The organism is Actinomycetota bacterium, assembly GCA_035697485.1.
Classification (GTDB): domain Bacteria; phylum Actinomycetota; class UBA4738; order UBA4738; family HRBIN12; genus JAOUEA01.
The window spans coordinates 120241-143156 of the sequence record DASSCU010000029.1 but is presented as its reverse complement, the minus strand read 5'-3'; the positions used below and the strand labels follow the sequence as shown (position 1 = coordinate 143156).

Sequence of the window (22916 nt, the reverse complement as noted above, 5' to 3'; positions counted from 1 at the left end):
CCCTCGATAGCGTCCGGCCGATGACCCGGGTCACGTACGACGCCGTGATCGTCGGTGGAGGCCACAACGGTCTCGTCGCGGGCTTCCATCTCTCCCGCGCGGGCCTTCGCACCCTCGTCCTCGAGCGTCGCCCGTTCGTCGGCGGGGCCTGTAACACCGAGGAGTTCGCCCCCGGGTTCCGTGCGTCGACCGGGGCCTACGTGCTCTCGATGCTGCGCGAGTCGATCTGGCAGGACATGCGTCTCGTGCAACGGGGCATCGTCGTCGATCCAGCCGGTCCCACGCTGAACCTGTACCCGGACGGCGCCCGCTACTACCTCGGCGACGACATGGCCGCCAACATCGACGCGACCCGGCGATTTTCGACGGCCGATGCTCGTGCCCTGCCCCGCTTCGAGGAAGACCTCGCCGAGCTCGTGCGGGCCGTTCTTCCGTCGTTCGATTGGACTGCGCCCGATCCGCGCGTGCGTTCGCTCTCGGACCTGGGCGCGCTGGCGAAGTGGGGACGCATCGGCCTGCGGCAGCGCAAGCGTCTCGCCGACCTGGCGTACCTGTTCTCGACGAGCGCGAACCAGTTCCTGTCGGAACGGTTCGAGAGCGACCACGTGAAGGCGGCCCTCGGCTGGCACGCGATCAACGACAGCGTGGCCGGGCCGTCGACGGGCGGCACCGCGTACGTGCTGCTGCACGACCACGCAAGCGAGGAGGCCGACGGCGGCGTGCGTCAGTGGGGGTTCGTGCGCGGCGGCATGGGCGTGCTCACCGCGACGATGGCCGACGCGGCGCGTGAGACCGGTTGTGAGATCCGCTGCGACGCCGAGGTCGTGCAGGTGGTGACGCGCGGCGGGCGGGCCGTGGGCGTGCGGCTGGCGAGCGGTGAGGAGCTCGCGGCGAAGCGCGTGCTCTCGAACGCCGACCCCAAGCGCACGTTCCTGTCGTTGTGCGAGCGCGAGGACCTGCCACCCGACTTCGTCGCCCGCATCGAGGCGTACCGGTGCATGGGCACAAGCATCAAGATCAACCTGGCGGTGAGCGAGCTCCCGTTCGTGAAGGGCATGCCCGAGGGTGGCGTGCAGCCCTACCACACGGGCATCATGGAGCTGAACCCGTTCATCGCCGACATGGACTTCCAGCAGGCGCAAGCGCGGCATGGCATCGCCGCCGACCCGGCGCACATCGAGCTCTGCTTCCCGACGGTGCACGACCCCTCGCTCGCGCCGGAGGGCAAGCACATCGTCACGATCGACGTGAACTCCCAGCCCTACCGGTTGCGCGACGCCGAGTGGGACGACCTCAAGGAGGACCGCGCCGACCGGGCGATCTCGACGATCGCCGAGCACTTCCCGAAGCTGCCCGACCTGATCCAGCATCGCCAGGTGGTGACGCCGCTCGACATGGAACGCCTGATGGGCCTCACCGGCGGGCACGCGTTGCACGGCGACATGGCGCCCGACCAGCTGCTGTTCCTGCGGCCCGTGCGCGGCTGGGCCGACTACCGCACGCCGATCCGGGGCTTGTACCTCTGCGGGGCCGGCACGCATCCGGGGGGCGGGGTCACCGGGGCGAACGGGCGGAACGCTGCGCGCGAGGTCCTGCGTGACGCGAAGGGTTCGAGCCGGCGCTGAAGCCGGGCCTGGTCAGTCGACGAACCGGATCACGCGCGGCGTGCGCGGCACGAAGGTCCGACCCCCGCGCTGCTGCTTCGGCACGAGCTCGTTCGCGTAGACCCACTCACCGCGCGGTGACGGCGCGAGCGCACGGACGCGGAAGAACGATTGGGGCCCGAACATGCCCTCCTCCTCCTCCTCCTCCTCGTCGTGATCCGGGTCCGGTGTCGGCGGGACCTCGACCGCGCCGCTCCAAGCGTGCTCCTCCGTCCAGGTGTCGGGGAGGCCCAGGGGCCACGGATCGCCCGAGCCGTGCGGCACGCGTCCTTCGAAGACGGCTCGCCATGTGGCGGCGGGCACTTCGGCGTCGCCTGCGTCCGTTGCGATCACGAGCACCGTCATGCCTTCGTGCGCGTCATCGAGGTCGCCGGGGCCTCCTGCGGGAAGCGTCACCACCCCGGCCTCGTCGCAGGCGGCCCGCGCCGCCTCGAGATGGCGTGACGGCATCGCGATGAGCAGCGCTCGATCGTTCTCCTCGCGTGCGCTCAGCGTTCTGCTCCGATGGGTCGGGTTCCGTCATCGTACGTGCAGGGGTTGACCGCTTCTTCGCTGGTTCGTAGATTGTCGACAGTCCACAGGCTCCCCCGTGGCACGAACCCAGGACCGGGGCGTGCGCGGGTGGGGCGAAGGGGGGAATCCGCGTTGCAGACCAACGATCCGGACCTTGCCGTCCGAGCGGACGGCGTCGGACGCCGAGGAGAAGTGGATCGCCGAAGCTTCATCCGCATGGGTGTGATCGGAACGGCGATGGCGAGCGCGGTGCTGATGGAACGCGATCGGGAAGCCGGCGCCGCGATGCTGGCTCAGAACACCTCGTCGGTGCAACCTCGCGGCGCGGACCTCGTCGCCGCCGGTCCCGAGCTGGCGTTGCCGCCGGGCTTCAGCTACCACACGTTCGGAGCGTTCGGGTCGGCGATGACCGATGGATTCATTACGCCTCCGATCCACGACGGCATGGCGGTCTTCAATATGGGAGGCGGAAGGTGGCGCATCATCCGCAACCACGAGCTTGGGGAGGGCAACGACGTGCCCGCGGGCACCGTGATCGGCGACCCGGCCACGGCGTGGGACAAGAAGGCGCCCGGCGGCACGACCACCCTCGAGGTCAACGCGTCCACCGGTGAACTCCTGTCGCACTGGATCAGCCTGAACGGTACCGACACCAACTGCGCCGGCATCCCGACGCCGTGGGACACGTGGCTCACGTGCGAGGAGACCGTGGCGGGGGTGAGGTCGGGGCGCAAGAAGCCGCACGGCTACGTCTTCGAGGTCGACCCGGCCAACGACTCCGCGGTGTTGACCAAGCCCTACAAGAAGCTCGGCCGGTTCCTGCACGAGGCGGGAGCGGTCGACCCCGACACCGGGGTGATCTACCAGACCGAGGACGAGGGGCCCGACGGCTTCTACCGGTTCATCCCCGAAACGCCCGGCAACCTGCGGAAGGGCGTGCTGCAGATGCTGCGCGTCAAAGGCCAGCCGAAGTACAACACGATCACCGGGCAGACCGTCGGCGACGTGCTCGAGTGCAACTGGGTCACGATCGACGACCCGGACCCCGCGAACGCCGAGAACAACGCGTCGGCCGTCTTCCAGCAGGGCCGGGCCAAGGGTGGTGCGAAGTTCCTCGGCGGCGAGGGTTGCACGTACCGCGAGGGCTCGATCGTGTTCGGATCGAGCGATGGCGGCGACGCGGGCCTCGGCCAGGTGTGGTCGTACACCCCCACCGCGAACGCCGGCGAGCTGAACGAGCTGGGTGAGCTCGAGCTGTTGTTCGAATCGGCGGCGAAGAGTCAACTCGACGGTCCCGACAACATGACGACCAGCCCCGGCGGCGCGATCGTGATCGCCGAGGACGGGAACCTGAAGAGCAACTTCGTGAAGGCGCTCCTGCCGAACGGCACGATGATCAACGTCGCCGAGAATCTGCTCGCAGTGCAGCAGCACTACCTCGCGGCGTCGGGCAAGCTCTACGATCCGACCGTGCCCGACGACGGCCGCTCGGCCGGCGACGGCCTTGGGTTCTCTGAGTTCGCGGGGCCGTGCTTCAGCCCCAACGGCGAGTGGCTGTTCGTGAACATCCAGGTACCCGGCATCACGTGTGCGATCACGGGAGACTGGAGCAGCATCGGCTTGTGACCGATCGAAGCGGAGGCGGAACCGGCGTGGGGAACGACGAACTGCCGAAGATCGTCGCGACTCCGCCGGGGCCGAAGACGCGCGACATCCTCGAGCGCCAGTCCGCGGTCCTGTACCGCGGCTTGGCCGAGGAGGTCGGCCCGTTCGTGATCTGCCGCAAGTCCGGCTACGAGGTCGAGGACATCGACGGCAACGTCTACCTCGACTGCATCAGCGCGATGGCCTCGGTGCCCGTAGGGGCCGCTCGCGCCGACATCACCGAGGCGGCCGTGGAGGCGCTGCGCCGCTACGGCAACGAGGACACCCACTACTACTCGCACGAGTACGTGCTGCCGCTCGCCGAGCGGCTCGTGGCGATCGCGCCCGGCCCGCTCACGCGGGTCGACATCGCGCTGAACGGCACGGAGGCGGTCGAGACCGCCGTGCGGTTCATGCGCCGCGCGACCGGGCGGCCGATCGTGATCGGATTCATGGGGGGTTACCACGGGGAAGCCGGCACCGCCGGCGCGATCGGCGCCGAGACGAGCGACCTCTCCTACGGGTACCGGGCGCTGATGCCCGGCTTCGTGCACGTGCCCTACCCCAACCCCTACCGCACACCGTTCGCGGCCCGGCCCGGCGGCACCGGCGACGGCACGGTCGACTACCTGCGTGACTTCCTGCTGCACCACGCGATCGATCCGCGTGAGGTCGCCGGCTTCATGATCGAGCCGGTGATGGGCTCGGGCGGATGCGTCGCCCCGCCAGAGACGTTCTGGCCGGCGCTCACCGACCTCTGTCGCGAGTTCGACTTCCTGCTGTGCGCCGACGAGGTGAAGACCGGGTTCGGCCGAGCGGGCACGATGTTCGCCGTCGAGCGGTTCGGGGTCGAGCCCGACCTGCTGGCCCTCGGGAAATCGATGGGGGGCGGCGTGATGCCGATCGGCGCGCTGCTCGGCACCGAGGCCTCGATGGACTTCGACGACGTCTCGACCGGCTCGACGTGGTCGTGGCTGCCGGCGGCGTGCGCCGCGGCGCTCGCGACGCTGGACGTGTTCGAACACGAGCCGATCCTCGAGAACGTGATGGCCCTGGAAGCCGCGGGTCTCGAGGGGCTCCGGGGGCTCGTCGATCGGTACGAGGCCATCGGCGACGTCCGCGCGACCGGCTGCTTCATGGCGGTCGAGTTCGTGAGGGACCGCGAGACGAAGGAACGCGACCTCGAGCTCCAAGAACGGGTCGCGTGGGGGTGCGTGCGTCGCGGCCTGCTGATCGACCCGTCGACGACGTCGCTCAACATCCAGCCGTCGCTCGTGATGCCGGTCGAGGAGATGTCGACCGTGTTCGGCATCCTCGACGAGTCGATCGCAGAGGCCGTCGGATCGCGGGCGTGAACGACGCCGACGCCCGTGCGTGGGTCTCACGGGAACTGCTCGACCTCGTCGCGATCCATTCCCCGTCCGGGAAGGAGCACGACGCCGTCGATCACCTCGAGGCTCGTTGCGCGGCGTGGGGCCTGCCGGTCGAGCGCCTGCCGGTGGACGGCGCCGCCGACGACCTCGTGATCGGATGGCCGGCCCAGCCATCGCTGCTGCTCACCGCGCACATCGACACGATCACCCCGACCTGGCCCTGGGACGCTGCCCTCGACGGCGACCTCGTCCGCGGGCTCGGTGCCGGTGACTGCAAAGGATCGGTGATCGCGTTCGCGCTCGGCATGCTGCTCGCGGCCGAACGGGGGGTCGACCTCGCGTCTGCCCCGGTCGCGCTCGGCGTCTGCGTCGACGAGGAGCTGCTGGGCCGCGGATCGATCGTGATGGCCGAGGCACTCCGTCCGACGTGGGTGATCGCGGGGGAACCGAGCCGGCTCGAGCTCGGTGTCGCCGAGGCGGGCTTCGTCGATGCGATCTGCGAGGTGCACGGCCGGTCCGCCCACGGATCGTTCCCCGAGCGCGGGGACAACGCGATCGAGAAGGCTGCGCGGCTCCTGTTGGCGGTTCACGACGAGCCCTTCACCGAAGTTGAGCACCCCCTGCTCGGCCGGAACGTGCCGGGCACGCTGTGGATCGAGGGCGGCGGCGAACTGCACGTCGTGCCCGACCGGGCGAGGGTTCGCATCGAGATCCGAGTGGTGCCGGGGGGTCCGGCGGCCCGTGCGATCGAGTCGAGGCTTCGCGCCCTCGCCGCCGAACACGATGCCGACGTGGAGCTCGTGGAGGCGAGCGTGGAGCCGTTCGAGACGCACCCGGACGCGCCGGTCCTCGACGCGCTGCTTCGGGCGAGCGAGGAGGTGTCGGGGTCGCGGGCGCCGACGGTCGGCGTGCCCGCGTGGACCGATGCCCACAACTTCGTGGAGCTCGCAGGCTCTCAGGCGGTCGTGTGGGGACCCGGTGACTTCGGGCTCGCCCACGACGCCGACGAGGCGATCGCGATCGACGAAGTGGTCGTCGCCGCCCGCACGATCGAGACCCTGCTCGGTCGCCTCGATGGGTGGGCAGCGTGATCCCCCTCGACCGGTTCGACGAGCTCGCCGCTGACCTCAATCATCCGGAGGGCGTGGCGTGGAACCCCTTCGACGGGAAGGTCTACGCGGGCGGGGAGGGCGGCGAGATCTACGCGGTGGCGCTCGACGGCGACGTGACGCAGGTGGGCTCGACCGGCGGCTCGATGCTCGGCGTCACGGTGGACGGGCGTGGGCGCGTGTACGCCTGCGACGCCGGGAAGGGCGAGATCGCCCGGTGGGATCCGGCCAGCGGAGCGCTCTCGACATACAGCCGCGGTGTCGGCGGCGACGACATGGACTGCCCGAACGTCGCGGTGTTCGGCCCTGACGGCTGCCTCTATGTGACGTGTTCGGGCGAGGACGGCAGGCCCGAGATCGTCCGTTTCTCGCCCGGAGGCGAGCACGCGGAACGCTGGTCCGACGAGGTGCCAGGCTACCCGAACGGCGCGCTGGTGACGGCCGACGGCGACGCGCTGGTCGTCGTCGAAGCGCACGAACAGCGCGTGGTGCGCGTGCCGATCCTCGCCGACGGCTCGGCTGGGCCGCCGACGGTCGTCGCCGAGATCCCCGACACCGACCCCGACGGGATCGCGCTCGCCATCGATGGCTCGTACTGGGTCACGCTCTACCGCCCCGACGGGCTCGTGCGGATCGACCCGGACGGCGTCGTCGACCTCGTGGTCGACGACCACCTCGCCTCGACGTTCGACGCGCCGACGAACATCGCGTGGGTGGGTGAGCGCCTCGATCGCGCGGTGGTCGCGAACGTCGGGGACACGTTCCTATTGATCGCCGACGTCGGAGTCGCCGGCATCCCGCTCCACCTTCCCACGCTCGACTGATCCCCGCCGTTCGGTGTCTCTCGCGAGCGGACCAACGGCCGATGGACCGAGGGACCCGGCCCTCGGTGGCATGCCGGCTCGCCTCCTCCGGAAGGGTTCCCCCGACATGTCGAACACTGACCTCGCGGCCGTGATCATCGCGTTGGCCGTGATCGTGCTCTCGGCGCATCTCCTCGGTCACCTCTTCGAGCGGCTCCACCAACCCCGGCTCGTCGGCGAGATCCTCGCGGGTGTGCTGCTCGGGCCTTTCGTGTTCGGGCGCGTCGCGCCTGAGGCCTCGGAGGCGCTGCTCGGCACCGAGGGGAGCACCACCGCGACGGTCCTCGGCTTCACCTACTGGCTCGGTCTGCTGCTGCTTCTGTTCATCTCTGGCACCGAGGTCCGCCGGGTGCTCAGTCAAGAGAACCGCAAGCCCACTGCGTGGATCCTCGCGGTGGGCACCCCGCTTCCCTTCTTCATCGCCCTCGGCATCGGCACGATGCTCCCGCTCGACCGGTTGATGGGCCCCGAGTCGGACGAGACGTCGGTGATCCTCGTCCTCGCGATCGCCGTGGCCGTCACGTCGATCCCGGTGATCTCCCGCATCTTCTTCGACCTACGGATCCTGCACACGCGCTTCGCGAGCATCGTCCTCGGCACCGCGCTGCTCGAGGACATCGCGCTGTGGACCGTGCTCGCCGTCGCGACGGCCCTCGCAACCACGACCGAGGTGGGGCGCGACCTCGCCGGCTCCGTGACCGAGCACGTCGGCGCCACCCTGCTGTACATGGGCGCGGGGCTCTTCCTGTTCCCGCTGCTCCTCAAACGCCTGCATCGCGCCCGATGGAACGTGATCGCGCACGCCTCCCCGGTCGGGTACGCCCTGATCGTGCTCCTCGCGTACGCGGCCGTCGCCGCGCTCCTCGAGGTGAACCTCGTCTTCGCGGCCTTCCTCGCCGGCTTCGGGCTGGATCGTGCTTGCGAGCGTCGCGTTCGAGGCCGGCATCATCAATGGCGCCTTCTTCGACGCTCGTCCTCACGGCCGTGCTGACGTCGCAGTTCGCCGGATGGTGGCTCGGCCATGTGCTGCGGCGCGGCTGGCCGCTGTTGCGCGACGACGTCGACGACGTCGTGCCGCAGCGCCCCGAGGTGTTCGTGGCGGCCGAGGGCGACCTCGCGGTCACCGACGAGCCACGCCCGGCCGCGGGGGACGACGCCACACCGCCGCCCCGGATCTGAGCGACCGCCCCGAACCCAATCAGGCAGCCGATGCCGTCACGAGCGCCTCGAGCTTCGTGGTCGTGTTCCAGTTGCGGATCGTCATGTTCTGGTACATCGGCATGGCCACCACCCGCGAGAGCCGACTCTGGGTCGCGCGGCTCGTGAGCCGCCAGTGGTAGAGGACGCCGCTGCCCGCTGCGGCGGCGTCCACTCCTTGCTTCAGCGGCACGTCTCGCAGCGCGACCGTCGCCGTCAGTGGCGGCTTCAAGAAGATCACGTCGTAGCGGTACTTCGCTGGATCGCGACCGAACCCCGGCGGCGCGTTCGCGACGACGGACCGCATCTGGCTCGCGCTCCGCACTACGACGCTCGCGTCGTAGTGAACGAAGCTCGCTCTGAGCATCGACTCGATCTCGGCGGTGAGGGTGGCACGGCTCGCGCGAGCGGCGCTGAAGACGACGTTGCCGCTCTGGATGTAAGTCGACACGTCCTCGAACCCGTGATCGACGAAGCACCCCTCGAGGGCGGGCATCCGGATCAGGTTCTTCCCGCCGACGTTGATGCCGCGCAGCAGCGCCACGTACCTCGCCACGATCGACAGCCTAGCGGGCGGACCGCGCGTGGCCGTCTCGATAGGGTGAACCCCGATGAAGGTGACCGAGCATCTTGCCACGGCTTCGGAGCCGATGATCAGCGTCGAGATCATCCCGCCTCGCCGCGGCGGCGACGTCCGCCGCATCTACGACGCCGTCGGGTCCGTGATGTCGTTCCGCCCTCCGTTCATCGACATCACCAGCCACGCGGCGGAGGCGCGCTGGGAGCAGCTGGCCGACGGCACATGGCGCCGACGCGTGACCCGAAAGGCGCCAGGCACGTTCGGGCTGTGCGCGGCGATCAAGCATCGGTTCGGTGTCGACCCGGTGCCCCACCTGCTCTGCAACGGCTTCACCCGAGAGGAGACCGAGGATGCGCTGATCGAGCTTCACTACCTCGGCATCGAGAACGTGCTCGCGATCCGAGGCGATGGCGAGCCACGCGAGCCGGCCGGCGCTCGCACGATCAATGGCTCCGCTCTCGACCTCGTTCACCAGATCGCGGATATGAACGCCGGCCGGTACCTGGAGCCGCTCGACGAGGCCACGCCCACCGACCTGTGCGTCGGTGTCGCTGCCTACCCTGAGAAGCACGTCGAGGCGCCGAACCTCGAGTGGGACATCGACGTACTGATCGAGAAGCAGCGCGCAGGCGCCGATTACGCCGTCACCCAGCTGTTCTACGACAACGACGTCTACCTCCGGTTCGTGAAGACCGCGAGGGAGCGTGGCGTCACGATCCCGATCGTGCCCGGCCTCAAGATCCTCACTCGAGCGACGCAGGTGCGGTCCGTGCCGGCGACCTTCGGGGTCGACGTGCCGCCCGAGCTCGCGAGCGAGGTCGCGGCGGCGCCCGATGACGCGCGCATGATCGGGATCCGGTGGACGGCGCAGCAAGTGCTGGGGCTGTTCGAGCACGGCGTGCCGTCGGTCCACGTCTACGTGATGCAGGACACCCGCCCATTCATGGAGATGATGGGGCTGCTGCGCGGATCGATCTGACGGCGCCGGTCGACTACGGGTGCGGTGTGGTGCTCCGCGGTCGGTGTAGACTGTCGACACTTGGAATCCACGCTCGCTGATCTCGAGATCGCGACGTTCGCGGTCGACGAGGTCGTCGAGGGGACCCAGACAGGGTGGAGCGCCGGGCGTCTCACGCTCGCGCTACCGCAGCTCGCGGTCGGAGCCGGCTCACTGCCGGCGCTGGCGGAGGCCACGGTCGAGGTCGTCCGTCCCGGCGATCCCGTCCGCATCTCGAACGTCCTCGATGTCGTGCTGCCCACTGCCCGGGTCGCCGACGCACGCCTGCATCGACTCCGGGGCGTCGCGGTGCTCACCGTCTGCGACTGGAGAGCCGCCGGATACGCGGATGCGGAGGACCTTCCCGACTCGCTCGTCGACATGTCCGGGCCGGGTGCCGATCGGAGCCCGTGGGGCGCGACGACGAACGTGGTCCTGCGATGCGTGCCCGCGCTCGGAGCCGGCGTGGCCGAGGCCGACCGCGCGGTGAGGGAACTCGCCGTCGCCGTCGGGATCGCGCTTGCGGCGTGCACGGCCGGAGCCTCCGCGTCCGATGTTCGCGCGGTCGGTTCGCTCCCCCCGGCCGACGCCGCATTGCCGGCGATCGCGGTGGTCCTGCAGGTCGCATCGGAAGGACCGCTGCTCGACACGTTCCTTGACGGCCTGCCGCTGGGCGTGTTCGAGCCGCGCGTCCTCGATGAGCATGTGTTGCACGAGGGGCGGCTGACCAACGGTGCGTACGACTGGGCGGGCGTCCGCAACGTGACCGCGGTGTACCAGGACCCGGCCGTGATCCGGGAGCTGCGGGCGCGGCATGGGACCGATGCTCGGTTCGTCGGCGTCGTGCTCGCGCCGGGCTACCTCGACGGTGCGGAGCAGAAGCGGCTGGCGGCCGAGGCGTCGGCAGAGCTCGTCGCCGGACTCGGCGCGGACGGCGTGGTCTGCACGACGTTCTCGAGCGGAAACTCCCACACCGACACGATGCTCACGGTCCAGGCGTGTGAGCGACGGGGCATCGGCACCGCGGCGCTCGTGTGCGAGACGAACGGCGGCCTCACCGACCACGTGCCCGAGGCCGACTGCCTCGTGAGCACGGGGAACGAGGACGAGCTCGTCGACGCGTGGATCCCCGAACGGGTGATCGGCGAGGAACACGCCCGCGTCGGCGAGCGCGTGCCAGCCGTGCACTACCTCGGCGGCCTCGTGCAGACCGGTGATGCTCGATGGACGGCGGTGCCGGCATGAGGGTCGTCCACTACGTGAACCAGTTCTTCGCCGGGCTCGGCGGTGAGGAGGCTGCGGGGCACGGCCCCGTCCGCCTCGACGGTCCGCAGGGGCCGGGGCGGGGTCTCGCCGCCGCGGGCCTCACCGTCGACGTCACGCTCGCCTGCGGTGACGATCACTTCGGCGAGCACGAGGCCGAGGCGTTGGCCATGCTGCTCGGGTGGCTCGACGAGCTCGAACCCGACGTGCTCGTCTGCGGGCCGTCGTTCGGCTCGGGCCGGTACGGCTACGCCTGCGGCGTGCTCGCGCGGGAGGCAGGTCGCCGTGGCGTGTCCGTCGTCGCGGCGATGACCCCGGACTCGCCGGGGGTGCTCGCCGCCGAGGGGGCCGCGTACATCGTGCCGACCGGCTCGAACGTGGCGGGCATGCGTGAGGCGCTGCCCGTCGTCGCCTCGCTCGCGTCCCGGCTCGCGGCCGGCGAGCCCGTCGGCGGGCCCGACGACGAGGGGTATCTGCCTCGTGGTCTGCGCGTGAACGCGCTCGCCGACCGATCGGGTGCCGAACGAGCGGTCGACCTGCTGCTCGCCAAGCTCGCCGGCGACATGCGGACCGAGGTGGCGCCCAGCGGCGATCCGGTGCCACCTGCACCGCCGGTCGCCGACCTCGGGTCGCTGCGGCTGGCCCTCGTGACCGAGGCGGGGTGCGTGCCGCGGGGCAACCCCGACCGGCTGCCGACGCGTCACGGGAACGTGTGGCTGCGCTACGACCTGAGTGGCGCCGCCACCCTCGCCGCCGGTGACTACGAGTCGGTGCACGCCGGGTTCGACACGTCGGCCGCGAACGAAGATCCGAACCGGCTCGTGCCGCTCGACGCCGTGCGCCAGCTCGAGCGTGAGGGCGCGATCGGCGAGGTGCACGACGCGTTCTATACGACGAGCGGCGTCGACACCCCGGTGGCGGTGGCCGCGCGACACGGGCAGGAGATCGCCGCCGAGCTGCGCGAGGCGCAGGTCGGGGCGGTGATCCTGACCGGCACCTGAGGGACCGGCACGCGCTGCGGGGCAGTGCTGGCGAAGGAGTTCGAGCGAGAGGGCATCCCGACCGTGTTCGTGACAGCGTTGCCGACGATCGCGCGGATGGTGGGAGCGAACCGCATCGTGCGGGGTATCGCGATCACCAATCCGACGGGCGATCCGTCGCTCACCTCCCATGGCGAGGGAGCGCTGCGACTCGCTCTCGTCCGACGGGCGCTCGAGTTGCTCGCGACCGAGGTCGAGCCCCGAACGGTCTGGGAGGTCACGCCGTGACCCGTCGTGCCGCGGTGACGTCGGCCTCGTTCGTGCTCGAGCACGTGCCCGATCTCGTCCGGTACGGCTCGAAGCCGGCGCGCGAGCCGGAGCAGCTCGAAGCGCTCACCGCGGGGCTGCGCTCGTTCGACGAGGCCGTCTCCTACCCGCCGAACCAGGTCTTCATCGGGAACCTCGCTCCGGCCACCCTCTGGGATGTGTCTCGGGAGTGGTGGCGGCATCCGGTCGAATCGGCGACGCCTTCTGGCCCGTCGGGGGATGTGATGGACCAGCAGCACTTCTACGAGCTGCTTGCCGAGGTCGATCAGTTCGAGCTGGTGCGGCTGGGTGCCGAGCCCGAGCCGGGCCAACTCTCGCTGCGGCGAGCCGACGAGGTCGTTGGTGCGTTCGCGGGCGACCACGAGCAGGACGAGACGCTCACCCCCCGGGTGCTCCTCGAGAACCTGTCGATCAAGGCCAGCGGGGTACACGCGTTGCGCCACCTGCTGGAGACCACCGGCGTCGACCCGGCGTCGATCACGCACGCGATCGGGTGCGGCGAGGAGGCGGTGGGCGATCGCTACCAGCGAGGTGGTGGCAACGTGGCGAAGGCGATCGCCGAGCACTGCGGACTCCCCCGCGCGAGCGGCGTCGACGTCAAGTCGTTCTGCGCCGCGCCGGTACACGCCTTCGTGGTCGCCTCGGCGTTGATCGAGGCGGGCATCGAGGATCGCGTGGTCGTCGTGGCCGGGGGCTCCATGGGCAAGCTCGGCATGAAGTTCGAGGGGGCCCTCGCGAAGGGGTTCCCGGTGATCGAGGACGTGCTCGCCGGCATGGCCGTGCTGCTCGAGCTCGCCGACGGCTCCAACGGCCCGATTTTGCGGACCGACGCCGTGGGACGCATGCCGGTGGAAGCGGGCTCGGCACCTCAGGCGCAGTTGGAGGCGCTCGTGGGGGCGCCGCTCGACGCGATGGGAGTCGGGATCGCCGACGTCGACGTCTACGCCACGGAGATCCACAACCCCGAGATCACCGAGCCGCAGGGAGGGGGCGACGTGCCCGACCGCAATTACAAGATGCTGGCCGGCCTCGGCGTCGTCCGAGGCGAGTTGGACCGTGCCGACATCGCCACGTTCGCCCGCGCCCACGGCATGCCGGGGTTCGCCCCGACGCAGGGCCACATCGCGAGCGCCGTGCCGTGGATCCCGCACGCGCTGGCAGACATGCGTGCCGGAGGAGTGCATCGAACGATGCTGATCGCGAAGGGGTCGCTGTTCCTGGGCCGCCTCACACGGCTGTGGGACGGCGCCTCCGTGACCCTCGAGTCCTAGTCGGAAGCAGGCGGAAGAGGAGACGACGACATGATCGAAGCCACCGTCGTAACGTTCGGTGATCTCGTCCGCGAGGGCGAGGTCCTCGTCGACATCTGGGGCCCGCAGTGCCAGCCATGCCTCGCATCGATGCCCGCCGTCGAGGCGCTCGAGGGAACCTACGGCGATCGCGTGCGGTTCGTCACGGTGAACGCGCCCGACAACCGGAAGATCTGCCGCGACCTGCGGGTCGCCGGCCTGCCCGCCTACCTCACGATGCGTGACGGGGTCGAGGTCGAGCGCCTCACGAGCAACAGCACGACGCCCGAGCAGATCGAGGCGGCGATCGTGCGACTGATGAACGGCGCGCCCGCGGTGGGCCCGCCTGTTCCCGAGCATCTGAGGGGGTGAGACGAACATGGACCTACGAGGCAAGACGGTCGTGGCCCTCGGCGAGCGCGACAGCGTGCCCGGCGAGGCGATCGCCGAGGTGGCGAAGAGTGCCGGCGCCGAGGTGATCGAGGTGCGCACGGAGTGCTTCGTCTGAACGGCCTCGGGCGCCATGGACCCGGAGAACCAGGCGCTGATCAAGCGGATCGTCGAGGAGCGCGGCGCCGAGGACATCGTGGTGATGCTCGGCGCGGCGGACGCGGAAGCGGTCGAGGTGGCCGCCGAGACCGTCCGTGACGGCGATCCGGCCTGGGTGGGTCCGTTGGCCGGGGTCCAGTTGGGACTCCCCGTGCTGCACGTGTTCGAGGACGAGGTGAAGGAACAGGCCGACGACGACGTCTACGAGGCGCAGATCGGCTTCTTCGAGATGACCCTCGACGTCGACGAGGTGAGGGACGCCATGCGGCGTGCCCGTGGTGAGACGTGACTGCGTACCACACCGTCGTCGCGGCCCGCGTCGGTGAGGAGTTCCTGGCGATCGCGGACCTCGGCGTGCGGCGCCCCGTTGCGTCGCCCGGCGTTGGCGTGATCGATCGCCTGGGCTCGCTCGACGGGGGTCGCCCGACATAGGCTGTCCGAGGACACGGAGGGCCTCGCCGATGGAAGACCGGCACGCGATCGACGTCCATCCCGACGACTGCCCGGAGTGCCTCCGCATGATCGAGGCCGGCGAAGGGGAGCCGGAATACGAGCACTTCCGGCGACGGAGCTCGAAGTCCGAATGGCGCTCGAGCGTCTGGACACGTATCGGCGGACGTCGCACCAAGTGGTTCGATCGCCACCCCGAGGATCGGCGATACTAGGCCGGTTCCTCCTAGCGACGAGCCTCGATCTCGAGCCCGGCGCTCGACGGCGCGGCGAGCGTCTGATCGCCTGAATCGAGGCGAGCCTCGAGGGAACCGGTCGGCGTCAGGAGCTGCCAGGACGTCCGACGGCATCTCGCCCCAACGTCGGTCTCCTTCGTTCCCTTCGTCCACGACATCGATCCGCCGGGATCGAAGAACGGCGCCGCGATGTCACCCGTGACCTCGGCGGAGGTGGGGGCGAGGAACAGCGACGGCTCGTCGGCGATCGCCACCACGAAGTGCACGACGTCGGCGACCCCCACCGTCTCGAACGCCTGGAACAGGAAGATGTGGTCGCGGCCCTCGCGTCCGGCCACGATCAGATACCCGCCGCCACCGCCGGTGGCCTGGGTGCTGGTGAGCACCTTCCCGGGATCGCATGGGTTGCCGTAGACGCAGTCGTTGCCCGTGTACCGGGTCCGTTCGATCGTGGCGCGCACGTGCGTGATGTTCACCTCGTCGGGGAACTGGGGGTCGACGTAGCCTGGGAGGAACGTCATCGTCCCCCGCAGCACGCCTCGTCGGGTCGATCGCGTCGAGAGCACCTCGTCGGTCCTGGGGCAGCGGAGCTTCGACGTGCGCATCGCGCTCAGGTCTTCCAGATCCATGAAGATCGCGCCGTACGCAGGGATCAATCCGGTGTCGAGGCCGACCTGCCGCAGCTCGCCGTTGAAGGCGAATGCCTCCGCGCCCAGATCGAACTCCCAGATGTGCGCCTGCATCGGGCGTTGTCCGGTCGCCGCTCGCCGCGACGCGATGATCCTCATGCCCGGGTCGTTCGGGGGCGAGCCCGGACCCGGGTCGAACTGGGACACCTCGATCTCCCAGTCGTAGGGGGAGCCGTCGACCGAGAACGGCCTGGTCGTGAGGGACGTCGAGGTGGCGCCGCGGTGCCCCTGCGCGCCCGGCCATCGTCGAGCGCGCGACCGAGGAGCCGCCGCTCCTGGGTGAGAGCGGAGGCGGCCAGCGCCTCGGTCGAGACGATGGACATGGCGACGACGATCACGAGCACGACACGCGGTGCACGCGCGATGAGCTTCCCCCCGGATGTCCGTTCCCCGACTGCTACCGGCGTCCGGGGTCGCGATCGGGGAGCCTCGGGGTCTCGGGTTCGGCGGCTCGCCCACCGACCGTCCCGCTCGATCCGGGCCGCTTGCCGATGTCGACGACCTCCGTGGGTGCCACGGTGTCGATAGCCGGCCGGTGAGCTGGAAGGAGGTCGCTGATGCTTTACGACGTGACGATCAAGGAGGAGCCCGACGAGCTCGTGGCGTCGATCCGCACCCGGATCAGACCCGAGCGCATCGGCGATGTGATTCCCGACGCGTTCGAACGGCTGATGGGATGCGTCGGACCGGTCGGGTACGGCAACGGCATGCCCGGCATCGTGATGCACGAGATGCGTGAGCCCGAGGTGGCCGACATCGAGGTCTTCATGCCGGTCGCAGACCGGTTCGACCCGCCAGAGGGGGTGGAGGTGACGACCCTGCGCGGCGGGACCATGGCCGCGACCGTGCACACCGGTCCCTACGACGCCTCGGGTGCGGCGTACGAGGCACTGAACGAGTGGATCGACGAGCACGGCCGGCAGATCGTCGGACCGCCCCGCGAGCACTACCTGAACGATCCGCACGTGGTCGGCATGGATCGGGCGGAGACGGAGATCGAGGTCCCGCTCGCCTGAAGGCCCGCGAGGGGCTCAGCCGGTGATCGGGCGATCCGGCGGCGGCAGCGCAGGGGCGGCGTGCTCGTCGTACCAGCTGCCGCCGCCCAGCTCGCCGCCGTCGACGATCAGGGTCTGGGCCGTGATGAACCTGGCGTCGTCGCTCGCCAGGAACAGCACCGCCATCGCCTGGTCGCGGGGCGTGCCTGCGTATCGCAGCGGGATCTTCGCGAGGTAGCGGCGCGCGAGCTCGCGTTCGGCTGGATCCTCGGCCATCTCGCCTTCCGCCTCCGGCGTGATCGTCTCGCCGGGGGCGACGCAGTTCGCCCGGATCCCGTGGTGGCCGACCTCATGGGCGAATGCCTTCGTGAGCGCCACGAGCGCTGCCTTCGAGGCGTTGTAGATCGACTCCGGTGACTCGTTTCGGAACGCGTTCGCGCTCGCGATGTTGACGATCGCCCCCGGAGAGCCGCGATCGACCCAGTGACGGCAGGCTCCCTGCATCGTGAGCATCGGCGCGCGCACGTTCACCGCGAACGTCGCGTCGAAATCGCCTGCGCCGACGTCGAGGGCGGCGCCGTCGGGCTGCAGGCCCGCATTGTTCACGAGCACATCGACCCCGCCGAACGCCTCGACCGTGGCGGTGACGACGCCGCGCGGGCCGTCGATCGTGCCGAGGTCGGCCTCGTGCGTGGTGAGCCGGTCGGCATGGGGATGCTCGGCAGCGAGGGCTGCCAGCCCCTCGGCGAGCACGTCGGTCGCGAGCACCGTGGCTCCCTCGTCGAGGAACGCGTCGACGATCCCGCGTCCGATGCCGCGCGACGCGCCGGTCACGATCACCCGTCGTCCCTCGAACCGCATCTGTCGTCGCTCCTTCCCGTGGTCAGGCGCTCGCGGTCACGAGCGCGATCGTCGCTTGCTCGATCGTCGTGTCGTCGAGATCGACGCCGAGCCCGGGTCCGTCGGGGACCCGCACGAGACCATCCTGCCCCGTGCGGATCGGCATGCGCACGCCGTGCTCGAACGGCTCAGGCGGCACGGCCTGCTCGAAGTAGCTCGTGCGGCCGAACGCGAGCGCCACGTGCAGCCTGATCGCGCACGTCGAGGCCCACGCGATCGCCCCCGCCGTGGATCGGTTCCGCTACACGGCACGGTCCGACGAGGTGTTCACGCTTCGATCGTTCCCCACGCCGACTTGTCGATGGTCAACAGTCGACATCCACGTGCTACGCTCCGCGACATGAGCGAGCCATCCGCCACCCTTCGGCCCCTCCAGGCGCCTCGCTCCCTGGCCGAGGACGCCGCCGACCGGATCCGCGAGCAGATCCTCGACGGCGGGTTCAAGCAGGGCGAGCATCTCGTCGAGGCGAAGATCGCGGAGCAGCTCAACATCAGTCGTGGCCCGGTCCGCGAGGCGTTCAAGCTGCTGCGAGCCGAGGGCCTCCTCAAGGAGGAACCGCGACGCGGCACGTTCGTCGTGAGCCTCACGGCCCAAGACGTGCGCGAGATCTACGGGCTCCGGGCCGCGCTCGAGGGCAGGGCCGGTCGCATGATCGCACAGGCCAACGATCCCACCACGCTCGCACGGCTCCGCGCGCTCGCCGACGAGATCGACCGAGCGGTCGATGCCGGCGACGCCGTCGCCGCGAGCCGAGCCGACCTGGCGTTCCACGAGGGGTTGTGCGAACTCTGCGGCAACACCCGCATCCACGAGGTCTTCATGCGGTACGTGCCCACCCTTCGGGGGTTGCTGCGCCTCGACGAGCAGGTGCTGCGGTCGCTCGACGAGATCTCGCGTCAGCACCGCCCGTTCGTGGACGCCCTCGAGGCAGGCGACGAGGAACTGGTCGCCCGACTGCTGAACGAGCACGCGGAGCACGCCGGAGAGCTGATCGCCGGGGTGCTCGCCTCGAACGACTGAACCTCGCACTCGTTGAGCTTCCCTCTCGTACGGATGAGTGAACGACCCGGGGAGTCTGGCAGCTACGGTCAACGGTTGACAATCTGCAACCCAGACCGCTACGGTCGCCAGGCGGGTCAGTCGGGTCTCGTCGACGATACGGAGGGGTACTGATGACGCGGAACCGGATCCTGCCCGGCCTGGCGGTCGTGGCGACCTTGTCTCTCGTGGCGGTGGCCTGCGGGAGCGGCGACGAGCCCGAGCCCGGCGGTGACGCCAGCTCGGCACCGGCCGATCCAGCCGACATCACCGGCACGATCCGCCTCTATTCCTACTCCGACGGCTTCGATCCCGACTACATGGAGACGTTCTTCGAGACCTACCCCAACATCGAGGTCGAGACCGCCGGGTTCGGCAGCAACGAGGAAGCCGTCGCCAAGATCCAGGCTGGATTCGAAGCCGACGTCGTCAACAGCTGCGTCGACGAGGCCACGCTCGAGATGGTGAACAAAGGCATGTACCAGCCGCTCGACGAGACTCGCCTCGAGAACTGGGACGACATCTGGCCGGGCATGAAGGAACTACCGGGCGTGGTCGTCGACGGCGAGATCTTCATCGTGCCTGTCGATGCCGGTACTGCCGGGATCATGTACAACGCCGATGAGATCACGACCCCGCCCACGTCGTGGACGGACCTGTTCGACCCGCAGTACGCGGGCCGCGCTTCGCTCGAGGATCTCGCGATCACCGCGCTTGACGTCGGGGCGCTCGCCAACGGCATCGAGAACCCGCTCGAGATGACGCCCGACCAGCTCGAGATGGTCACGCAGTACCTGATCGACCATCGCGACCAGTTCCGCACGTTCTGGAAGGGCGAGGCCGACGTCAAGGCGCAGTTCAAGTCGGGCGAGATCGTGATCGCGAGCGGGTATCCGGGCACGGCGAAGTCACTTCGCAAGGAAGGCGTGAACGTGCAGTTCGCCGCCGCCGAGGAGGGCCAGATGCTCTGGACCTGCGGCTACGGCATCAGTCCGGACATCGCCGAGGAGAACGTCGATGCCGCGTACGCGCTGCTGAACTGGTACACGAGCCTGCCGCCGCAGGTGTACGCGGCGACCAACTGGAGCTATCTCACCTCGAACATGGGGATCATCGATGCGGTGCCGGCGAAGGTCGTCGAGGAAGCCTCGCTGGACTCGCTGTTCACCCTCGACAACGCGATCCCAGCCAGTCCGCCCGACGACCGCGCGTCATGGGTCGCGGCGTGGACCGAGGTGAAGGCGTCGTAGTGGCGAGCCAGGCGGTCGAGCGCGCGGGATACGCTCTCGGCGACACGGCCGCCGCGGCTCGGTGGCGTCGTCGCCAAGCCCTCAACGCGTGGGGGTGGCGCGGTTTCCTTGCGCTGGTCGGGTTGATGCTCTTCGGCCCCCTCGTGATCCTCGTGCTGTTCTCGTTCAACGACTCGAACGTGCTCGCGTTCCCCCTCGAGGGTGTGACGACGAAGTGGTACTCGGAGGCGCTCACCGATCCGACCCTGCGCAAGGCGCTCGGCAACTCGTTCTCGGTGGCGTTCGTCGTGGCGCCGCTCTGTCTCGTGCTCGGCACGCTGTCCGCCTTCGGGCTTACGAGGTTCCGCTTCCGTGGGCGGGGGGTGATCGGCGGCCTCGTCGGTGCGCCGCTGGTGCTGCCGTGGCTGATCATCGGTATCGCGGCTTTGATGGGCTACGCCCGCGCCGACATCGACCTCAGCCTCAAGACCGTGATCGCGACGCAGACCGTCTGCACGTTCCCGCTCGTGACCGCGATCGTGGCCGCACAGCTCTTCCGCTTTCAGAAGGTGCAGGAGGAGGCTGCGATCGACCTGGGATGCTCGCGCCTGCAGGTGCTGCGATACATCATCCTGCCGCACATCGGGCCTGCGCTCGCCGCGGCCGGCATCTTCGCGTTCGCGTGGTCGTTCAACAACTACGAGATCAGCGCCTTCACGCTCGGCTTCCAACAGACGTTCCCGGTGTGGGTGTACTCGAGCGTGCGCAACCCCGATCACACCGCCATCGTGAACGCGATCTCCGCGTTGATCTCCATCGCCCAGGTCGTGTTGATCTGGTTCGCGTTGAAGCTGATGCGCATACGCAGCGGCGATCAGGCGACGAAGGATCTGATCGCCGGCACCGAGGCCGTTGCCGCGGGGGCGAGGACGTAGGCCATGGCGGAACTGCAGGAGACGCTCGGCGTCGGGATCGGCACGGCCGACGAAACCCGACGCGCTCGGCGGGGCCCTCGACGGCCCGGCGGGGCACGCGGCGCGTTCGGCATCCTGTTCGCGCCCGTGACCCTGCTGATCGTGCTGTTCCTCGTGCCCTTCCTGATCATGGTGCAGATGAGCGTCGTGAAGTTCCCGCCGCGCGTCGACAGCGGCTACACGCTCGACCACTACGTCGAGGTGCTGACGAACCCGTTGAACCCGCACATCGCCTGGACGACGTTCACGATCGCGACCACGGCGATGATCGTGATGCTGCTGGTCGCGATCCCGCTCGCGTACTTCATGGTCTTCAAGGCCGGGAAGTGGGAGCTGTTCCTGCTGCTCGCGCTCGTGCTCGCCGACGAGCTTGCCCCGGTCGTGAAGGTCTACGCCTGGCAGGTGATCCTCGGCCGCAACGGCATCCTGAACTGGTTGATCCCCGGGCCGCCGGTGGAGTGGCTGCTGTACAGCCAGTTCGCGGTGATCCTCACCCTGTCGACCACGTACATCACGTACACGACGATCCCGATCTACGCCGCGATGAAGGCGATCGAGCCGGCCACGTTCGAGGCCGCGACCGACCTCGGCGCCGGCTGGTGGCAGCAGGCCCGCAAGATCCTGATCCCGCTGGCGGCGCCCGGCATCTTCGTCGCGATGATCCTCGTCTACATCCCGATGCTCACCGACTTCGTGACCTCCGACATCGTCGGCGGCACAGGGTCGTACATGATGGGCCAGCGGGTGCGCGACCTGATCTTGGGCCAAGGGGACTGGGGTGCCGGCTCCGCTTTGAACTTCCTCCTGCTCGCGATGTCGGTGTTGCTGGCGCTCGTCGCCTACCGGCTCGCCCGACTGAACAGGATCGAAGCATGACCGCGATGACGCATGATGCCCCTGACCGCGCGGGTGAGATCGTCGTCGAGCAGGTCACGAAGCGTTTCGGCGACATCGTCGCCGTGAACGACGTCACGATCACGATCCCCGGCGGCGAGTTCTTCTCGATGCTGGGCCCGAGCGGGTGCGGCAAGACGACGACCCTTCGCATGATCGCCGGGTTCGAGGCGCCCGACGCCGGACGCATCGTGCTGCAGGGCGCCGATGTGACGCACGTGCCGCCGCCGAAGCGGAACGTGAACATGGTCTTCCAGGCCTACGGGCTGTTCCCGCACATGACGGTGGGGGAGAACGTCGCGTTCGGTCCGAAGATCAAGAAGTGGTCTCGCGAGGAGACGCGTCAGCGTGTCGCGGAGGCGATCCGCACGGTGCGCCTCGACGGTTTCGAGGACCGCCGCCCTGGTCAGCTCTCCGGCGGTCAGCAGCAGCGGGTCGCGCTCGCCCGCGCGCTCGTGAACCGCCCGGCCGCGTTGCTGCTCGACGAGCCGCTCGGCGCGCTCGACCTGAAGCTCCGCAAGGAGATGCAGCTCGAGCTGAAGGACTTGCAGCAGCGCACCGGCACGACGTTCGTCTACGTCACCCACGACCAGGAAGAGGCGATGACGATGAGCGACCGCATCGCCGTGATGAACGGCGGCGTCGTCGAGCAACTCGCGACGCCCAAGGAGCTCTACCGGCGGCCGGCGAGCGCGTTCGTCGCGGGGTTCATCGGGACGTCGAACCTGATCGAGCTGCGCATCGATCGCCGCGACGCGGGCCTGCTCACGATGGACCTCGGGGAGAGGCAGCGCATCCTGGCCGTAGCGCCAGAGGGCGAGGTCGCGTCGTCGGGCCACGCGACGATCACCGTGCGGCCCGAGTGGATCAAGCTGTCGACGGGCGAGGTGGGCGATCGCGCCTGCCACGTCGGCGGGACCGTCGTCGACGCCGTGTACCTCGGCTCGGTCACCCAGCTGATCGTGTTGCTGCCCACAGGGGAGCGGCTCACCGTCCATCGCCTGAACGACGAGGTGGGTGGCGAGGATCCGCGCCCCGGCCAGCAGGTGATGCTGCACTGGGCGGCCGAGCACAGCTACATCGTGGGCTCCGAGGCGGGCGCCGCCGAGATCGCGGCCACGACCGAGACGCCGACCGCCGACGTCGCGAGTTCCTGAGCAGA

Annotated in this window: 26 protein-coding genes; 21 read left to right on the top strand and 5 right to left on the bottom strand. The window is 69.5% G+C overall.

From position 1 onward, the window contains the following. Window positions 1-20 precede the first annotated feature (20 nt). The gene (locus VFI59_09155; GenBank protein HET6713862.1) at window positions 21-1625 is read left to right on the top strand and encodes an NAD(P)/FAD-dependent oxidoreductase; all 1605 of its coding nucleotides are present in this window, start codon (window positions 21-23) and stop codon (window positions 1623-1625) included. Between the two features lie 12 nt (window positions 1626-1637). On the opposite strand, the gene VFI59_09150 is transcribed toward VFI59_09155, so the two are convergent. Then, window positions 1638-2114, bottom strand: a complete 477-nt coding sequence (locus VFI59_09150; GenBank protein HET6713861.1) for a hypothetical protein — start codon at window positions 2112-2114, stop codon at window positions 1638-1640. Between the two features lie 255 nt (window positions 2115-2369). On the opposite strand from VFI59_09150, the gene VFI59_09145 reads away from it, so the two are divergent. From VFI59_09145 to VFI59_09120, 6 genes are all read left to right on the top strand, one after another. Continuing rightward, complete coding sequence (locus VFI59_09145; GenBank protein HET6713860.1) at window positions 2370-3803, top strand: alkaline phosphatase PhoX; 1434 nt, start codon at window positions 2370-2372, stop codon at window positions 3801-3803. Between the two features lie 26 nt (window positions 3804-3829). After that, entirely contained in the window at window positions 3830-5176 is a 1347-nt protein-coding gene (locus VFI59_09140; protein HET6713859.1) for an aminotransferase class III-fold pyridoxal phosphate-dependent enzyme, read from the top strand. Next, window positions 5173-6285, top strand: a complete 1113-nt coding sequence (locus tag VFI59_09135) for a M20/M25/M40 family metallo-hydrolase (GenBank protein HET6713858.1) — start codon at window positions 5173-5175, stop codon at window positions 6283-6285. The genes VFI59_09140 and VFI59_09135 overlap by 4 nt, the downstream gene beginning before the upstream one ends. Next, window positions 6273-7127, top strand: coding sequence for an SMP-30/gluconolactonase/LRE family protein (locus VFI59_09130; protein HET6713857.1), 855 nt, complete (start codon window positions 6273-6275; stop codon window positions 7125-7127). The genes VFI59_09135 and VFI59_09130 overlap by 13 nt, the downstream gene beginning before the upstream one ends. Before the next feature lie 106 nt (window positions 7128-7233). Beyond that, window positions 7234-8157 (top strand): cation:proton antiporter, encoded by a 924-nt coding sequence (locus VFI59_09125; protein ID HET6713856.1) that lies wholly within the window; start codon window positions 7234-7236, stop codon window positions 8155-8157. Then, window positions 8151-8345, top strand: coding sequence for a hypothetical protein (locus VFI59_09120; GenBank protein ID HET6713855.1), 195 nt, complete (start codon window positions 8151-8153; stop codon window positions 8343-8345). The genes VFI59_09125 and VFI59_09120 overlap by 7 nt, the downstream gene beginning before the upstream one ends. A 19-nt stretch (window positions 8346-8364) precedes the next feature. On the opposite strand, the gene VFI59_09115 is transcribed toward VFI59_09120, so the two are convergent. Then, window positions 8365-8919, bottom strand: a complete 555-nt coding sequence (locus tag VFI59_09115) for a DUF1697 domain-containing protein (GenBank protein HET6713854.1) — start codon at window positions 8917-8919, stop codon at window positions 8365-8367. Window positions 8920-8974: 55 nt separating this feature from the next. Between VFI59_09115 and VFI59_09110 the strand changes: the two genes are divergently transcribed. From VFI59_09110 to VFI59_09075, 8 genes are read left to right on the top strand one after another with little or no spacing between them, the layout of a single operon-like run. Next, on the top strand, window positions 8975-9922 hold the full coding sequence (locus tag VFI59_09110) for a methylenetetrahydrofolate reductase (protein HET6713853.1): 948 nt from the start codon (window positions 8975-8977) through the stop codon (window positions 9920-9922). Between the two features lie 60 nt (window positions 9923-9982). Next, window positions 9983-11185 carry a glycine/sarcosine/betaine reductase component B subunit gene (locus VFI59_09105; GenBank protein HET6713852.1) on the top strand — a complete coding sequence of 401 codons (1203 nt, stop codon included), beginning with the start codon at window positions 9983-9985 and terminating at the stop codon, window positions 11183-11185. Beyond that, the gene (locus tag VFI59_09100; protein ID HET6713851.1) at window positions 11164-12471 is read left to right on the top strand and encodes a glycine/betaine/sarcosine/D-proline family reductase selenoprotein B; all 1308 of its coding nucleotides are present in this window, start codon (window positions 11164-11166) and stop codon (window positions 12469-12471) included. Before VFI59_09105 ends, VFI59_09100 begins: the two co-directional genes overlap by 22 nt. After that, complete coding sequence (locus VFI59_09095; GenBank protein HET6713850.1) at window positions 12468-13781, top strand: DUF5940 domain-containing protein; 1314 nt, start codon at window positions 12468-12470, stop codon at window positions 13779-13781. The genes VFI59_09100 and VFI59_09095 overlap by 4 nt, the downstream gene beginning before the upstream one ends. Window positions 13782-13811: 30 nt before the next feature. Further along, on the top strand, window positions 13812-14171 hold the full coding sequence (locus tag VFI59_09090) for a thioredoxin family protein (protein HET6713849.1): 360 nt from the start codon (window positions 13812-13814) through the stop codon (window positions 14169-14171). A 7-nt stretch (window positions 14172-14178) separates the two neighbouring features. After that, the gene (grdA, locus tag VFI59_09085; protein ID HET6713848.1) at window positions 14179-14637 is read left to right on the top strand and encodes a glycine/sarcosine/betaine reductase complex selenoprotein A; all 459 of its coding nucleotides are present in this window, start codon (window positions 14179-14181) and stop codon (window positions 14635-14637) included. Beyond that, on the top strand, window positions 14634-14780 hold the full coding sequence (locus VFI59_09080; protein ID HET6713847.1) for a hypothetical protein: 147 nt from the start codon (window positions 14634-14636) through the stop codon (window positions 14778-14780). The genes grdA and VFI59_09080 overlap by 4 nt, the downstream gene beginning before the upstream one ends. Window positions 14781-14809: 29 nt before the next feature. Continuing rightward, complete coding sequence (locus VFI59_09075; protein ID HET6713846.1) at window positions 14810-15013, top strand: hypothetical protein; 204 nt, start codon at window positions 14810-14812, stop codon at window positions 15011-15013. Window positions 15014-15024: 11 nt separating this feature from the next. On the opposite strand, the gene VFI59_09070 is transcribed toward VFI59_09075, so the two are convergent. After that, window positions 15025-15822: a hypothetical protein gene (locus tag VFI59_09070; protein HET6713845.1), complete on the bottom strand. Its 798-nt coding sequence runs from the start codon at window positions 15820-15822 to the stop codon at window positions 15025-15027. A 458-nt stretch (window positions 15823-16280) separates the two neighbouring features. On the opposite strand from VFI59_09070, the gene VFI59_09065 reads away from it, so the two are divergent. Beyond that, window positions 16281-16739, top strand: coding sequence for a GyrI-like domain-containing protein (locus VFI59_09065; protein HET6713844.1), 459 nt, complete (start codon window positions 16281-16283; stop codon window positions 16737-16739). A 15-nt stretch (window positions 16740-16754) separates the two neighbouring features. Here VFI59_09065 and VFI59_09060 read toward each other — a convergent pair whose 3' ends face one another. Continuing rightward, on the bottom strand, window positions 16755-17579 hold the full coding sequence (locus VFI59_09060) for a glucose 1-dehydrogenase (protein ID HET6713843.1): 825 nt from the start codon (window positions 17577-17579) through the stop codon (window positions 16755-16757). Window positions 17580-17601: 22 nt separating this feature from the next. After that, window positions 17602-17811 carry an enolase C-terminal domain-like protein gene (locus tag VFI59_09055; protein HET6713842.1) on the bottom strand — a complete coding sequence of 70 codons (210 nt, stop codon included), beginning with the start codon at window positions 17809-17811 and terminating at the stop codon, window positions 17602-17604. A 147-nt stretch (window positions 17812-17958) separates the two neighbouring features. Between VFI59_09055 and VFI59_09050 the strand changes: the two genes are divergently transcribed. The 5 genes from VFI59_09050 (at window position 17959) to VFI59_09030 (ending at window position 22911) form a co-directional block, all read left to right on the top strand. After that, on the top strand, window positions 17959-18639 hold the full coding sequence (locus tag VFI59_09050; GenBank protein ID HET6713841.1) for a GntR family transcriptional regulator: 681 nt from the start codon (window positions 17959-17961) through the stop codon (window positions 18637-18639). Window positions 18640-18791: 152 nt separating this feature from the next. After that, complete coding sequence (locus VFI59_09045) at window positions 18792-19907, top strand: extracellular solute-binding protein (GenBank protein ID HET6713840.1); 1116 nt, start codon at window positions 18792-18794, stop codon at window positions 19905-19907. After that, window positions 19883-20821, top strand: a complete 939-nt coding sequence (locus tag VFI59_09040) for an ABC transporter permease (protein ID HET6713839.1) — start codon at window positions 19883-19885, stop codon at window positions 20819-20821. Before VFI59_09045 ends, VFI59_09040 begins: the two co-directional genes overlap by 25 nt. A gap of 3 nt (window positions 20822-20824) precedes the next feature. After that, window positions 20825-21736 (top strand): ABC transporter permease, encoded by a 912-nt coding sequence (locus tag VFI59_09035; protein ID HET6713838.1) that lies wholly within the window; start codon window positions 20825-20827, stop codon window positions 21734-21736. Next, window positions 21733-22911: an ABC transporter ATP-binding protein gene (locus VFI59_09030; GenBank protein HET6713837.1), complete on the top strand. Its 1179-nt coding sequence runs from the start codon at window positions 21733-21735 to the stop codon at window positions 22909-22911. Before VFI59_09035 ends, VFI59_09030 begins: the two co-directional genes overlap by 4 nt. The last annotated feature ends 5 nt before the right edge of the window (window positions 22912-22916 follow it).